The 14,313-nt window shown below is 69.0% G+C and carries 16 protein-coding genes; 4 read left to right on the top strand and 12 right to left on the bottom strand.

All coding sequences use genetic code 11. The features are described from left to right. Nucleotides 1-54: 54 nt before the first annotated feature. From G0D83_RS08205 to G0D83_RS08185, 5 genes are all read right to left on the bottom strand, one after another. Nucleotides 55-2,013 carry a multiheme c-type cytochrome gene (locus G0D83_RS08205; protein WP_235940277.1) on the bottom strand — a complete coding sequence of 653 codons (1,959 nt, stop codon included), beginning with the start codon at nucleotides 2,011-2,013 and terminating at the stop codon, nucleotides 55-57. 127 nt (nucleotides 2,014-2,140) lie between these two features. After that, nucleotides 2,141-2,761, bottom strand: coding sequence for an SH3 domain-containing protein (locus G0D83_RS08200; protein ID WP_164191887.1), 621 nt, complete (start codon nucleotides 2,759-2,761; stop codon nucleotides 2,141-2,143). Beyond that, a complete protein-coding gene (locus tag G0D83_RS08195) occupies nucleotides 2,758-3,783 on the bottom strand; it encodes a L,D-transpeptidase (RefSeq protein ID WP_164191884.1) in 1,026 nt (341 codons plus the stop codon). Before G0D83_RS08195 ends, G0D83_RS08200 begins: the two co-directional genes overlap by 4 nt. A 210-nt stretch (nucleotides 3,784-3,993) precedes the next feature. Further along, nucleotides 3,994-4,305, bottom strand: a complete 312-nt coding sequence (locus G0D83_RS08190; RefSeq protein WP_164191881.1) for a hypothetical protein — start codon at nucleotides 4,303-4,305, stop codon at nucleotides 3,994-3,996. Nucleotides 4,306-4,411: 106 nt separating this feature from the next. Continuing rightward, nucleotides 4,412-4,777 carry a GlsB/YeaQ/YmgE family stress response membrane protein gene (locus G0D83_RS08185; RefSeq protein ID WP_235940276.1) on the bottom strand — a complete coding sequence of 122 codons (366 nt, stop codon included), beginning with the start codon at nucleotides 4,775-4,777 and terminating at the stop codon, nucleotides 4,412-4,414. 513 nt (nucleotides 4,778-5,290) lie between these two features. Here G0D83_RS08185 and G0D83_RS08180 point away from each other — a divergent pair. Continuing rightward, nucleotides 5,291-6,748, top strand: a complete 1,458-nt coding sequence (locus G0D83_RS08180; RefSeq protein ID WP_108965040.1) for a DUF2252 domain-containing protein — start codon at nucleotides 5,291-5,293, stop codon at nucleotides 6,746-6,748. A gap of 12 nt (nucleotides 6,749-6,760) precedes the next feature. Here the strand turns inward: G0D83_RS08180 and G0D83_RS08175 are convergent, their stop codons facing one another. The 6 genes from G0D83_RS08175 to G0D83_RS08150 form a co-directional block, all read right to left on the bottom strand. Continuing rightward, entirely contained in the window at nucleotides 6,761-7,942 is a 1,182-nt protein-coding gene (locus tag G0D83_RS08175) for a GAK system CofD-like protein (protein WP_164191878.1), read from the bottom strand. A 136-nt stretch (nucleotides 7,943-8,078) separates the two neighbouring features. Then, the gene (locus tag G0D83_RS08170; protein WP_164191875.1) at nucleotides 8,079-8,417 is read right to left on the bottom strand and encodes a YciI family protein; all 339 of its coding nucleotides are present in this window, start codon (nucleotides 8,415-8,417) and stop codon (nucleotides 8,079-8,081) included. Between the two features lie 123 nt (nucleotides 8,418-8,540). Beyond that, a complete protein-coding gene (locus G0D83_RS08165; RefSeq protein ID WP_164191872.1) occupies nucleotides 8,541-8,969 on the bottom strand; it encodes a TIGR01244 family sulfur transferase in 429 nt (142 codons plus the stop codon). Nucleotides 8,970-8,979: 10 nt separating this feature from the next. Then, nucleotides 8,980-9,432 (bottom strand): DUF6691 family protein, encoded by a 453-nt coding sequence (locus tag G0D83_RS08160; RefSeq protein ID WP_164191854.1) that lies wholly within the window; start codon nucleotides 9,430-9,432, stop codon nucleotides 8,980-8,982. 1 nt (nucleotide 9,433) lies between these two features. Beyond that, nucleotides 9,434-9,862, bottom strand: a complete 429-nt coding sequence (locus G0D83_RS08155; RefSeq protein ID WP_164191851.1) for a YeeE/YedE family protein — start codon at nucleotides 9,860-9,862, stop codon at nucleotides 9,434-9,436. Nucleotides 9,863-9,976: 114 nt separating this feature from the next. Further along, a complete protein-coding gene (locus tag G0D83_RS08150) occupies nucleotides 9,977-10,840 on the bottom strand; it encodes an MBL fold metallo-hydrolase (protein ID WP_164192348.1) in 864 nt (287 codons plus the stop codon). A 374-nt stretch (nucleotides 10,841-11,214) separates the two neighbouring features. On the opposite strand from G0D83_RS08150, the gene G0D83_RS08145 reads away from it, so the two are divergent. After that, a complete protein-coding gene (locus G0D83_RS08145; protein ID WP_164191848.1) occupies nucleotides 11,215-11,427 on the top strand; it encodes a hypothetical protein in 213 nt (70 codons plus the stop codon). 124 nt (nucleotides 11,428-11,551) lie between these two features. After that, the gene (locus tag G0D83_RS08140; RefSeq protein ID WP_164191845.1) at nucleotides 11,552-13,600 is read left to right on the top strand and encodes an enoyl-CoA hydratase-related protein; all 2,049 of its coding nucleotides are present in this window, start codon (nucleotides 11,552-11,554) and stop codon (nucleotides 13,598-13,600) included. A gap of 10 nt (nucleotides 13,601-13,610) precedes the next feature. Here G0D83_RS08140 and G0D83_RS08135 read toward each other — a convergent pair whose 3' ends face one another. Continuing rightward, the gene (locus G0D83_RS08135) at nucleotides 13,611-13,826 is read right to left on the bottom strand and encodes a hypothetical protein (protein WP_164191842.1); all 216 of its coding nucleotides are present in this window, start codon (nucleotides 13,824-13,826) and stop codon (nucleotides 13,611-13,613) included. A gap of 179 nt (nucleotides 13,827-14,005) precedes the next feature. On the opposite strand from G0D83_RS08135, the gene G0D83_RS08130 reads away from it, so the two are divergent. Next, complete coding sequence (locus G0D83_RS08130; RefSeq protein ID WP_108965049.1) at nucleotides 14,006-14,263, top strand: DUF2312 domain-containing protein; 258 nt, start codon at nucleotides 14,006-14,008, stop codon at nucleotides 14,261-14,263. Nucleotides 14,264-14,313: the final 50 nt, after the last annotated feature.

Raw genomic sequence — 14,313 nt, 5'->3', positions numbered from 1 at the left:
CCGCAAAGTGGCATGGGCGGAGCCCCCTTTTGCCCGACGGGACGCCTAGTCCGCCTAGTCGGCCGAGGGCGGGGGCATCAGGTCCATCTCCTCGCCGGTCAACTCGCGGCGCATCATCTGCAGGGTCATATTGTCGGGGGTCTTCTCCAGCGCCTCGTTCAGCAGCGCACGGCCGCGGGTCTCGTCGCCCGAGGCAAAGGCGATGCGGACCTGCATGATCCAGGCGTCGGTGAGCTGCGGGTCGAGCCGGGTCGCCTCGGCAAAGGCATTGGCGGCGGCGGGCAAGTTGCGCATCACCAGGGCCATGCCGCCCATCTGCAAGTGGGTTTCCGGGAAATCGAGACGGCTGGCCATCGAGGCCTGCCATTCGTCAAAGGCGCCGCGCAGCGCCTGTTCGTAGCGGCCGGGCATATGGGCAATCTGCGCGTCGAGCATCGATTGCGCCGCGGCCATGCGCACCGAGCGCGAGGGGTCCGAGAGCGATTGCATGATCCGCGGCGCGCGCTCCATGGCCGGGGCGGAGCGCTGCAGCCGGACGGCGGCGCTGCGCACCAGCGGGTCAGGGTCCCTGAGCAGCGACTCCAGCGCCGCGGCCTCGGCGGGGTCGCCCGCCTGCTCGAGCAGGTAGATCGCCGTGGCGCGCACGATGCCGGCCATGTCGCTGTCCTGCGAGAGGCTGCGCAGCTCGGGCGCGGCGCGGGCGGGGTCGCGGCGGCCATGGGCGAGCACCTCGCCGAAATGCGGGCCGCGGTGGGTGCTTTCGGGGAACCACTCCTCGAGCTTGGCGGCGGCCCATTCGGGGCTCTGGTCCTCGTGGCAGGTGGTGCAGGCATCGGGGGCGCCGGTCTCGGCGTTCAGATCGGGGCGCGGGATGCGGAAGGAATGGTCCGCCCGCCAGTCGTTGCCCATGTAGACGCGCTCGACCATGTGGCAGTTCTTGCACTCCGCGCCCGCCGAGCCCTCGGGGTGGTGCGTGTGCTCGGGCCCGTCGAAGACCTTGAGCGGCAGCGAGGGGAACTCGGGGTTGCCCGCCGGGCTGTGGCACTGGGCGCAGACGGCATTGCCCTCGGCGATCAGCTCGGCCTCATGCGGCAGGTGGCAGTTCGAGCAGCTGACGCCCTTGGCATACATCTTCGATTGCAGGAAGGAGCCGTAGACATAGACCTCGTCGAGGATCTGCCCGTCGGCCTCATAGGCGCCCTCGCGGAGCAGCGAAAGATTGTAGGTGTCGTGGTAGGGCGTGCCGGGCACCGGGTTGCCGTCGAGATAGGGTTCGCGCCGGGAATGACACGAGGCGCACTGTTCGATCATCTGCGCGGGCTGCGACATGTCGACAGTGAACCCATGTGCGGGGGGCGGCGCCTCCTGCGTGGTCTCGTAGGTTTCCGCCCAGTCTACATGAGCCGAACCGGGGCCGTGGCAGGCCTCGCAACCGACGCCGATCTCGACCTGCGTCGAGGCGAAGCTGCGGGCCTGCGGGTCGTAATTGGCCTCGAAGCCCGTCGCATGGCAGGCGGCACATCGGCTGTTCCAGGTCTTGTAGGGGCCGGTCCAGTGCAGTCCGTCGCCCGGGACGTAGTTCTGCTGCGGGTAGAGGTGGAACCAACCGCCCTTTTCGGTGTCCCAGACCACGTCGAAACTTTGCAGGCGGCCCGGCTCGGTCTCGAGGATGTATTGCTGCAGCGGCTCGACGCCGATCACCGAATGCACGTCGTATTCGGTGGTCACCCCGTCTCGCTCGGTGACGCTGACATGGGGCGTGCCGTCCTCCTTGAGACTGAAGCGCGCCTGCATGTCGCCGAGCGTGAACTGGGTGCCGTCGAAATTCGCGCGGATGGTGTCCGCGGTTGGTTCGGTCCAGGCGAGCGCATGGTGCGAGCCCTCCCAGGCTGCCCCGGCGGCCTCGTGGCAGGTGATGCAGCGCTCGGAGCCGAGGTAGTCCTGGGCGAGAGCGGACGACGCGCCCAGGGCCAGCGCGAGAGGCATCAGAAGGCGGGCGAGTCGGTGCAGCATGCAATTGGATCCGGAGTAAAAATTTAAGGCGGAAAAACGACTTGGCGCGCGCGGGCACGTCAGGCCCGATCCTTTCCGAGGGAGGTCGCTGCGTCAACCCTCGGCGAGGGCCTCACGGCGGCGTGGGTCAGTCGAGGCTGATCAGGAGCTGCCAGTCGCCGCCTGCGCCGCTGCGGTCGGCGAGGCGGATCAGAAGGTCCCCGCCCTCGGGCAGGACCAAGGTGATCGGGGCTGCGGCGTCGCCGCGGGCGAGCAGCGTGGCGGGACGCACGAAGGCGGCAAAGCCGATGTTGCCGGGCGCTTCGAGCGAGAGCGTCACCGCCTGGTCCGACGGCGCGCTGGTGATCAGATCGAGAATGCCGCCCACGGCCAAAGTGCCGTAGGTGAGACCGCCGCGCAGCTCGAGCTGCGCGGTTTCGGTCGCGGGCACGGCGGGGCTGCTCAGCGCCGCCGGGTCCGCCCCGGCGAAAGGCGCGAGATAACCCGCCGCGACCCAGCCGGCGCGGGCGCCGTCGAGGCTCTGCAGCTGGCACCAGGGTTGCGGGTCCTCGACGCACCCGAGGTTGCGCAGGAGCGCGCCGGGGTCGAGCTCGGTGATCACCGGCGCCTCGGTCGAGGGGGCGCCGCGCATCCGCAGGCTGCCGTCGCTGGTGACATAGACGAAGGCACTCTGCGGCGGCGGGGTGGGTTGTGCCTGCAGCGGCGCGGCCAGTGGCAGGGCGACAAGCAAAGCGCGGGGGAGGCTCATGGCCGTGAGGCTTCCTCTGGGTCCGGCGAGCGCAGCAGCCCGCTCTGCATGATGACGAAGCCGCGCTCAGAGCGGCGGTCGGGGGTGGCGGCGATGTCGGAGATCACCAGCGTCAGCCCGGGGTGGGCGTAGCTCAGCAATCGCTCGCGGGTGACCGGGGTCAGCACGAGCCGATCAAGAATGCTCGTTTCCGGCTGCAGTGGGCGCTCCGGGTCCGGCTGGTGGGTGACGCCGAGCCAACGCAGCCGGCCCTGCTCGGCGGCGCTCAACACCAGCACGTGCTCGCCAAGCGGTCGCTCGTCCTCGAGCAGGAAGCTCTCGGTCAGCACCTCGCGTCCATCGCGCAGAAGGGTGATGCGCCGGTCGGGCGAGGTGACCAGTGCGGTGGTGATCGGGAACGGATCAGACGGGTCCCACTCCTCTGGCCAGTCCGCAGGGCGGCGGCGCACCTCGAGCTCGCGCACCGCGCTGTCGAGCTCGGCCTCGCTCAGTCGCGCCAGCACGAAGCCGGGGTGGATCAACTCCCACGGATCGCTGCTGTGGCCCGAAACGATGACCGGCGTGCCGAGATGGGTGATCTCGAAAAGCCGCCTCGAGAAGTCTTCCGGCAGGCGCACGCAGCCATGCGAGGCCGGGTAGCCCGGCAGGTTGCCTGCATGCAGCGCGATACCGTCCCAGGTGAGCCGCTGCATGTTGGGCATGGGCGCGTCATTGTAGAGCGAGGAGCGGTGGTCGACATCCTTTTGCAGGATGGTGAAGACGCCGGTCGGGGTTTCGTGCCCCTGCATGCCCGAGGTGCAGGTCGACACGGCGATGCGCAGCCCGTTGCGATAGACGTGTACCCGCTGCTCGTGCAGCGAGACGATCACCGCCACCGGGCCTCGCGGGGCGCGTTCGGGGTGCCAGGTGAACTCGCCGGGAAGCATGCGGTCGATCGCCAGCGGCAGCTCCTGCGCCCGGGCTACAGGGGCGAGCGCAAGCGCGGCACCCCCGGCGCGCAGCAGGCTGCGGCGGGTCAGCATGTGGGAACTCGTCGGCGCGGGGGCGGCAAGCGCGGGAAGGGCGGCGGGCGGTTGGGCATCAATAGGTTGGGGTCTCGTCGCACGCGAAGGAGGAGTCGGTCGGATCGGCAGAGCCCGAGCGCCACGCGCCGGGGCAGTGCCCGGCTCAGGGCGCCCGCGCGGCCCGCGTGGCGCGGACTGCGGGGCGACCCCTGCCGCGGCGGGGCCCTGTCAGCCCTCGGTCATATGTGGTTCGGCCATGATCTCGCCGGTGCTGCCATCGGGGTAGGCGATGCAGTCCCAATGCGTGCGGTCGTCGCCGACGCGGGCTTTCACCATGGTGCCGACATCGGAGGTCTCCGAGCTGATCAGCGCGATGTCCGTGGTTCCGGCAGCCTTGGCAATGTCGCGCAGGCAGGCCGACTCGGCCTCGGTCGCGGGGCGCATGCCGGCCGTAGGCTCTTCCGAGCCGCCGCAGGCGCCGAGCGCCGCGAGAACGGCAAGACCGAAGGTGGCCCTGGCAAATCTGTCGAGGTTGATCATGTCGGTCAGTCTCCCATTGTGTCGAAGAACCCGCCTCTGCCGCCAAGGCCGAGGCTTGGGCGTGCTGCCCTCCCGCCCGCGCACGGCGGGCGGGAGACCTCTGGTCTCACCGCGCCGCGCCGCGGATGAGGCGGACGATGAGAATGAGGATGATTGCGCCGATCACCGCGGCGATGATCGAGGGGATAAGCCCGGCGCCGAAGGAGACACCGATCATCGGGAACAGCCAGCCGGCAAGGAGCGCGCCGCCAATGCCGAGGATGATGTCCATCACCAGGCCCGATCCGCCGCCCTTCATGATGACGCTGGCGAGCCAGCCGACGATGGCGCCGATGATCAGGGTGATGATCAGCCCCACCAGCGCGTTGCCGCCGCTGGCCATGGCGTCTCCGGTCGTGGTCCCGGTGGTCTCCTGCGCCCAGGCAGGCGGCGCGGCCAGCGCGGCGGCGGCGAGGAAGTGGAATTTTCTCATGATGTCGTCTCCTTGCGTGAAAGCGCGCGGGCTGCGCGGGGTCTGCCTTGGGGGCCGGTCGCAGCGCGGCGAACCCCGGCGGGGCGAAAGTCTTGGAGAGGAGCGAAAGGACGGAGGCCCGGCTGCGCGCCGGGTGGGGCGTCTGCCGGGGCGGGCGACACTCCTGCCGGCGCGGAACGGGTCGCCCAGGCGGCGCAGGAAAGGTCGGATCGGGCTGCAGTCAACATAGTCCACCCTTGAAATCTTGCACCCTTGAAGCGGTCCCGGAGCGGCGCGCTGATACGGCTGGATCGGAGACGGACGAGGGGCGCTGCGGCAACGGGCAACTGGGTAAAACGTTTGATTCGAAAGAAATTCGCACGGGATAACGGCATCAGGTTACCGGAAATACCCGGAATGATATCATACATTCGAGAAATATCTTTTTCCGGCGGAACTCTGCCGGACGATTGGCTCGGAACCCGGGCGGCGTGCTTCAGGTTGGAAGGTCAGCCAGGCCGCACGGAGCACACGATGAGCACGACGCCGAAAACCAAGCCGCAGGAGCCCGCGAAGGCGCGCAAGAAGACCTCGTCGGAGGAGGCCGCAACGTCGGGCGCGGCGGAGCCGGTCGGCGAGATGCGCCATCGCACCGAGGCCTACGCCCGGCTCGCGCGCCGGGCCGATGCCGAGGCCGCGGTGTTCCGCCCTCGCGATCTGACCGGCCAGGCACGGCGGCTGCACGTGCGCAGCACGATCATCGAGGACCACATGGTGCGGATCGACCAGAAGGCGGCGGGGGCTGACGAGAAGTTCCGCGTATTGTCGACGTCCTTTTTCTCGTTCTTCCGAGGCACCTCGCTGCTCTTTCACCGCGACATGGCGGGGGAGGATGCGCGCATGCCGACCGTGCTCTGTCTCGGCGATGTACACCCTGGCAACTTTGGCATCATGCCCAATGCGGACAATGTGCCGATCTTCGGGGTGAATGATTTCGACGACGTGATCTACGGTCCCTTCGTCTGGGATCTCAAGCGCGGTGCCGCAGGGTTCATGATCGCCGCCGAGGTCGAGGGTGGGCTCAGCCGCAAGAAGCAGCGCAAGATCGCTCGCCACTTCCTCAAGGGATACCGCTCAGGGATGGCCTTCTTTGCCGAGCACAACACCGAGCTCCATGTCGAGATGCGCGAGGACAATTGCCCCGAGATCATCCGCCCGCTCTTCGGCAAGGCCGCGCGTTCGCGCGAACATTGGCTCGGCAAGCGCTACCTTGAAGAGACCGGCCGCGGCTTCCGAGCCAACGCGGAACTGACCCCGGTGAGCAGCCGCATCAATGAGTTCCAGAAGCTGGTCAAGGCCCTCGCCGGCCAGAACGGCATTGAGGCGGGCGGGAGGCATGGCCCGCTCAAGGTCAAGGACGTGGCGATGCGGCATGGGCAGGGCACGGCCTCTCTGGGGTTGCCACGCTATTACGTGCTGCTCGAAGGGCCCTCCGGGGATGCCCGAGACGACATCATCATCGAGTTCAAGAAGGCACGACGCTCGGCGCTCGAGGGGCTGGTGCCAGCGCATGATTTCGACGCCGGGGACCAGGGCGACCGGATCGCCCACGGCCAGTCGGTGCATCTCGCGCAGGGCGACGTCTTCTACGGCAATGTCGAGATCGAGGGCGAGAGTTTCATGTCGCGTGAGCGCGCGCCCTTCCGCAACGATGCCGATCTGGATGATCTGTCGAAGAAGGCTTGGAAGCGCTACGCCTATGCCTGCGGGCGGGCACTGGCGCAGGCCCACGCGCGGTCTGACGATCTTGGCCAGCTCGACTACGACATCGAGCCGGCGATCCTGCAGGCGATGGAACCGGCGAAACTCTTCATCGACGATATCCTGTGCTTTGCCGAGGAAGCCGTGGAACGGCTGCGCCGCGACCACGAGATGTTCCGGCGGGATTTGGCGCTTGGGGCCTTTGAGGTGACCGAAAAGCGCTACCGCTGAGGCCGCTTGCCCTCAGACCATCGATACCAGCGCGGCGCACATCAATTCGCGATCGTAGCGCTCGGGCTCGTCGGTGACCAGCGGCAGACGGTGGCAGGGGATGCCATGGCGTGCGGTGACCTCGGCGCAGGCCGCGGGGTCCTCGGAGGCGTCGCAGAGCACATGGGTCATAAGGCGCGTGCTCGGCACATCCATGCCAGCATCGGCGCGCAGCGGGGCGAGGATCGCGGCCACCCGCTCCGCCAGACCCAGCCCCAGCGCCTCGGGGTCGGTACCGAGGCTCGGGACATAGACCTTGGGCACCTCGCAGCGCGCGATGGTCCGCCCCACGCCTGCGGGCAGCAGGTTGGCGATCACCGAGGAGAAAAGGCTCCCGGGCGGGTAGCAGATGAGATCTGCCTGCCGGATCAGCTTGCGATTGCGCTTGGGCAGCGGCACCGAGCCCGACAGAACCTCCTTGTCGTGCGCGCTGAGAAACAGCCGCACGATGGGGCTGTCGATCGGCGGTGCCTCCTTGCCGCTGATCTGGCGCTGGCCGTGGATTTGCCGCCCGTCGGCCAGTTCGACGCCGAGCTGCAGGTTGCAATCGACCACGCCGCGCACGGTGCCGCGCACATCGACCATCTTCGACATCAGAAACAGCACCGGCTCCAGCAGCCGTCCATGCGCGAGATAGCCTCCGGCGAGGATGAGGTTGCCGATGCTGGCATTGCGGAAGTCGAAATCCATCGGCGCCGCGACGAGGAAGGCGCGCAGGAAGTCGCGGATCAGCAGGCCGATGGGGCTGGAGACCGCCTTGACCAGCGGGTGGCTGCCGGCGACCATCGCCTCGACCTCGGCGCGCAGCGGGGCGTTCGGCACCGCCTTGGGCATCCTGTGGCTGAAAAGCGCGTAGATGTCCGGCTGGCCAAGCTCGCTCTCGTCGGCCAGCGCCATGAGGCGGCTGCGCAGATCGCCCACTGCGGGCATGTCGAAGGCCTCACGCAGGACCTGACTGCTGCCGCCGCTGTCGAAGGGGGTGATCAGATGGGCCGAATTGTAGGTGTAGCGCTTCAACGCACGCGAGATTTTGTTGAGTGCGCTGCCGCCGCTGAAGAACAGCAGCCGCGGGCCGAGGTGCGGTGCGCTGAGCGAGCGCGCGACGCGCAGGTCGTCGGGCAGCTCGGCGCTGCGCTGGAGGGTGATCTTGGTCATCCGGCCACTCGCTCTGGTCTCCGCCCTGTCGCGGGTCGCCGCGAACCTTGCCAGAGGCGGAGGCCGCTGCGAAGGCCTCCTGCGGGCTGCAGCGGATTTTTTCCTGTCCGTTGGGCCGTTTGCGGGGTGGGTATTGTCAGCTTTCTGGGTCGTACATGAATTCGCGCAGCTCCTGCGGGCAGCGGCAGGCCTGCGCGATCCGGCGCGCCCAGTCCAGCGCCTCCAGCCGCGTCGGCACCTCGAGCACGGTAAAGCCGCCGTTCAGGAAGCTGCCCTGATAGATCTCGGCTGACACGCTGCCATCGCCCGAGACCAGCACCGGGGCTACGCTCTCATCGAGCCCACCGCCGAAGACGTAGACGCCGGCGGCCTTGGCCTCCTCGATCACCGCATGCGAGGCCGCGACCACCTCGGGGAATTCCTCGTCGGTGATTTGCATGGCTTCGGCCGGGAACGAGATGAGAAATTTGGTCATGAGGCAGGGTGCCTTGCCGCCTGGATTGAAACAAGTGGTCAGAGGCTGCCCGGGCGGGCGAAAAACCTTCCATACGCAAAAGGCCGCCCATGGGGCGGCCCTTCGGGTCATATCGGCTCGAGGTCAGCCGCGCTCGGCGATGGCGTCCAGCGTCGGGCGCATCCCGTCGAGCGCGTAGCCCGCCTTGGCGGTGGACAGCAGGATGTCGTCGGTCGGCATCTTGCCGGCCTGGCCCATGGCCCAGACCGTGGCGCAGCGGGTGCCCGATCGGCAGTAGGCGAAGACCGGGCCGGGGGCGTTCTCGATCAGCGCGGCCTGCTCGGCCACGAGGTCGAGCGTCAGCCCGTCGTGGGTCACCGGCAGCACGGCGAACTCCATGCCGGCGGCGCGCACGGCGGCGCCGATGGTCTCTGCCTGCAGTTCGGGCGGGACTTCGCCGTCGGGCCGGTTGCAGATGACCAGGGTGAAGCCGGCCTCGGCGAGCGCGGGAACATCCTCCACCGCAATCTGCGGCGAGACGGTGTAGCGGGGGGTGATGTGGTTCAGATCCATGGCCAAACGGTTATTCCGCCGCCACGGGGTTGTCGAGTCTCCTGCGCAGGGCAGGGGCCACGGCCATGCCGGTGAGCATCGCCGCGACAAAGATATAGAGCCCGGTGCCGCCGTAGCTCAGCGAGGCGATGGACGGGCCGGGGCAGAGCCCGGCGAGACCCCAGCCGATGCCGAAAAGCACCGAGCCGATCACCAGCTTGCGGTCGATCCGCGTGCCGGGCTGCGGCGGCAGCGGCGTGCCAAGCGCGGCGCGCGTCCGGCCACGGGCGACGAGCCAGGCGATTGCCATGGGGATCATCGCGCCGCCCATGACGAAGGCCAGCGTCGGATCCCAGGCGCCGAAGACATCGAGCCAGCCCTGCACCTTGGCGGTGTCGGTCATGCCCGACAGGAAAAGGCCAGCGCCGAAGAGACCGCCGGCGACGAGGGCGAAAAACAGGCGGGCCGGAGAGGAATTGCCCATGTCAGATCACTCCCAGCAGGTGACGGAAGATAACCACGCCGACACCGCCGGCGAGGATGTAGCAGCAGGTTGCGACGAAGCCGCGCAACGACAGGCGGGACATGCCGCAGACACCGTGGCCCGAGGTGCAGCCATTGGCCAGCCGCGTGCCGACGCCGACCAGCAGGCCGGCGGCGACAAGCACGGGAATGTTGTCAGTGATGTGGGTGTCGACCGCGCCGCCATAGAACGGCAGCAGCAGGATCGGCAGAAGGATCACCCCCGCAAGGAAGCTCAGACGCTCCCACTTGCTGTCGCCAGCCGAGCCGTCGACCAAGGCGCCGATGATGCCCGAGGCGCCCATGATCCGTCCGTTGATGAGCAGGTAGACCGCCCCGCCGATGCCGATCAGCAAGCCGCCGATCAGGCCCCAAATCCAGTCGAGTGGCATTCGCAGTTCCTTTGTCACGCGGCGGCCCCGGGAGGTGACCGCTGTTCTTTATGAGGGGGACGCGCCCCGTCTGGAGGCGGAGCGCGCGGGTATCCATGTGGTGGTCTTGCGACGTCAGAGTTTGTTGACCGGGACCTTGAGGAAGACGTCTCCCTTTTCGTCGGGCGGCGGCATCCGGCCGGCGCGCATGTTCACCTGCAACGACGGGATGATCAGCTTGGGCATCGCAAGGGTCGCGTCGCGCGCGTCGCGCATCTTGACGAACTCCTCGGCGGACTTGCCGCTGCCGACGTGGATGTTGAGCGCCTTCTGTTCGCCCACGGTGGTCTCCCAGGCGTAGGCGTCGCGGCCCGGCGCTTTGTAGTCATGGCCGACGAAGATGCGGGTCTCGTCCGGCAGCGCCAGGATCTTCTGGATCGACGCAAAGAGCGTTTCCGACGAGCCGCCGGGGAAGTCGCAGCGGGCGGTGCCGAAGTCGGGCATGAAGAGCGTGTCGCCGACGAAGGCGGCATCGCCGATCACGTAGGTCAGGCAGGCCGGCGTATGGCCCGGCGTGTGCAGCACGTCGCCGCGCAGCTGGCCGATGTGGAAGCTGTCGCCCTCCTCGAAGAGCCGGTCGAACTGCGAGCCGTCCCGCTGGAATTCGGTGCCCTCGTTGAACACCTTGCCGAAGGTGTCCTGCACCACGGTGATGCGCTCGCCGATGCCGATCTTGCCGCCCAGCTCGCGCTGGATGTAGGGCGCGGCCGAAAGGTGGTCGGCGTGCACGTGGCTCTCGAGCAGCCAGTCGACCTTGTAGCCCTTCTCCTTGACGAAGGAGATGATGGCATCGGCCGAACGGGTGTCGGTGCGGCCCGAGGCGTAATCAAAGTCGAGCACGCTGTCGACGATCGCGCAGGCGCTGCCAGCCGGGTCGCGCACGACGTAGGAGATGGTGTTGGTGGCCTCGTCGAAGAAGGCGGTGACCTCAGGTGTCATCATGGAATGATCCTCCGTTTGACGTTCATATAGATAAAACTGAATGTGTGTTCAAGGATTCGTTGCGATTGACCCATATCATGGTCATCATCGGCGTGTTGGTGCAGGATGGTCTGCGTTCAGACGGGGTCTGCCGTGCCCCTCGAACCCGGTCTCCCGGACGCATCGACCCGGGAGGATTGCAAGCGAATTCAAGGCTTGCACGGGGCGCCCGTCGCTCCCTGCAGAGCCGCGGTCGTGCTTGGCGCCGCCTTCGGGCGGCGATTCGGCAGGACCGGAAAACAGCTGCCGGAGCCGGTCCGCGGCTCCGCCACAGGCATGGCCCGGCCAAAGAGCCTCTCTGGCTGAGCGCCCCGACACGGAGGAGACGTGTGATGGATGACAGACTGAAAGCCCGCCTCGAAACGGTTGAACGCGCGCTGGCCGAGGCGCAGGGCGCCGAACATGCCGCGCTCCTGGCGGAACTCGAGCGGCTCGCGGGCGAGGCGCGGGCGCGCGGAATGCCGCTGCCGTCCCACGTCCGGGATCGGCTACGCTCCGAAGTCGACGCCGAGCTCGAGGCGCGCTTCGACAACATGCCGATCTGATCGGCAGGTCCCTGCCTGCGACAGTCGCAGGCACCACCGCCGCGCGGCCGGAAAGGGCGGCGCGGCGGATTCTCGTCTTGCCGCGCCTTTCGGAACCCACTAGCTCGCGGGGATGCCTCAGGGCATGACGAAAGGGACGGGCTGCGGGGCGTTTGCGCTCGCGCCCGCGGGCAAGCGGAAAGGCGGGCAGATGGCGCAGGCGGCAGGCGCGGTTGAGGTGCGGATCGGCGAGGGGATCGCCTGGCTGGTCATGACCGGAGAGGCGGCCAACCGGTTGACGCCCGAACTGCGCGGCGCGCTTCTCACCGAACTTGCCCGGGCCGAGGCCGACCCCGCCGTCGCCTGCATCGTGTTGCAGGGGGCGGGGGCCTGTTTCTCCGAAGGTGATGATCCAACCGAGCTCGAAGGCCCCCATGCCACCCCCGATCCCGCCACGCTCTGCCGCCGGGTCGAGGCCTGCGCCAAGCCGGTGATCGCTGCGATGCACGGGGCGGCACTTGGCACCGGCGCCGAGCTGGCGCTGGCCGCGCACTACCGGATCGCCGCGCCGGGCACGCGCTTTGGACTGCCCAACGTCGCGCTGGGGCTGACGCCCGCCGCCGGGGCCAGCCAGCGGCTGCCGCGGCTGGTCGGCGCCGGGCAGGCGCTGGACCTCATGCTTTCGGGGCAGGCCATAACGCTCGAGGCGGCGCCCGCGGGGCTCATTGACCATCTCGCCAGGGGCCCGATCGAGGAAGAGACCCGCGCCTTCTGTGCCGAGCTGCGCGCCGAGGGGCTGGGGCCGCGCCCCGCCGCGCAGCGCCGCGAGGGGTTTGCCGTGCCGCTGGCCTATCAGCAGGCGGTCGCCGCCCGCCGCGCCAAGGTCGCCGGCGGCGGCAATCCCGCCCCGCCCGAGATCGTCGCGGCGGTCGAAGCGGCGCAGCTGCTGCCCTTTGCGGGCGGGCTGGAGTTCGAGGCCGACGCCTATGAGACCTGCCGCGAGACCGAGGCCAGCGCCGCGCTGCGCGCGGTTGCCGCCGCCGAGCGCGCTGCCGCATCTGCCATGACACCGGCGCGCCGCGCGCCGCACCGCGTTGCTGTGCTGGGAGAGGGGCCACTGGCCCTGCCGCTGGTGCAGGCGCTTCTGCCGGTCGCGGCGGGGGTCGATTGGGGCTGCGACGCGCCGGGCGTGCTGCACGACGGGGTGATCGCCCTGCACCGGCGGCTCGAGGCGGCGCGGCAGGGCGGGAGCATCGCCGAGGAGGAAGTCGAGGAACGCCTGTCGCGCTTGCGCGTCGGCGCCCCGGCCGACATGGCGCGCAGTGCCGGGTGTATCCTGCTGGCGGGGCCGGGTCAGCGCGAGGTGGCGGCGCCCGCGGGGGTCAGCCGACTCGTCGCTTACCCGGGACGGGTGCGCGAGGTCGGGCTGCGCTTCGCTCCGGCGCCGCTTGGCGCGAGGCTGGTCGAGGTGATCGCCGGGCCAGAAGCGCAGGTCGAGCAGATCGCCGAGGCAGAGGCGCTGGCGCAGCAGATGGGCTGCCTCGCGATCCGCGTCCGCTCGGGGGGCGAGAGCCTTGGCGGGCGCCTCTTCGACGCGTGGTGCCGCGCCGCGGATGCGCTGGTGGACATGGGCCAGAGTCCCGAGGCGATCGATGCCGCCTGCCGTGACTGGGGCTGGCGCCGCGGGCCTTTCCTGCGCCGCGACCAGATGGGGCTGTCGCGTCTCGGCGCGCAGACCCGGGCCGAGGGCGCGGTGAACTGGGCCAGCGCGCTTGCCGAGAGCGGGCGCATGGGCCGCGAGAATGGCGCGGGCTTCTACGACTGGACCGAAGCGGGTGTGCCTCTGGCCAGCGCCGAGGTCGACGCCCTTGTCGTCGCCCGCCGTCCGGCTGCCCCGGCACTGCCGGCAGATATGCTGCGCCTGCTGCTGATCGGCGCCATGGCCAACGAAGGCGCGCGGATGTTGGCCGCGGGCATGCTGCGCCGCGCTTCCGATCTCGATCTGGTGGCGCTGGAGGTGCTCGAGATGCCGCGCTGGCGTGGCGGGCCGATGTTGGCGGCGCTGCGCATGGGCGCGCGGGCGGTGCGCGAGGCGCTGGCGGCGGTGGCGCATCCCGACCGCGCCTTCTGGGCGCCGCACCCGCTTTGGGACGATCTGGTCACCACCGGCGGTGCGGACTGGCCCCAGCGGTAGACCTGTGGGCTCAGCCGAGCAGGATGCCGACCATCACCATCGCAAGGCCGAAGACCGACAGCAGCAGCGTTGCCATGTTCAGCGGCACGATCTTGCGCATCACCTCGCGCAGCCCGTCGTCATCGAGCCCGGCGCGCTTGGCGCTCCAGACCTTGATGATGCATCCGAAAAGCCCCAGAAGCCCCGCGAGCGAGACCGCCGCACCCAGCCAGATCAGCCATTCCATGGCGCACTATCCTCTGTTCGCGCCGCCCGTCGGCGCTTTCGGGGCGGGTACTGCATCGCCGCCCGCCTCGCAACCCTCGGCGGCATCTGCCCGGCGCGCCGGATCGGGCTTGATGAGGGCGGCGCCGGGGGGTAGTCAAACCGGCGATACCGGCAGAAAACCAGGCAGGAGTTGACGAGATGCAGGACAATGGGTCCGACGCCTATGGCGTCGCCGCAGGCGAGCTGAAGCAGTTCATCGAGCGCTTCGAGCGGCTCGAGCTCGAAAAGAAGGAAATCGCCGACCAGCAGAAAGAGGTCATGGCCGAGGCAAAGGGCCGCGGCTACGACACCAAGGTGATGCGCAAGGTCATCGCGCTGCGCAAGCGCGACAAGGACGACATCGCCGAGGAAGAGGCCGTGCTCGAGATGTACAAGGCCGCGCTCGGCATGGACTGAGCCGCCGCGCCAGCCCCCTCGAACATCCCGGACCGGGGCGCGGGCCCCGG

This window comes from Salipiger sp. PrR003, from assembly GCF_010500785.1.
Lineage (GTDB): Bacteria > Pseudomonadota > Alphaproteobacteria > Rhodobacterales > Rhodobacteraceae > Salipiger > Salipiger pacificus_A.
The sequence above is the reverse complement of the archived record's forward strand: the minus strand, read 5'-3'. Positions and strand labels throughout refer to the sequence as shown.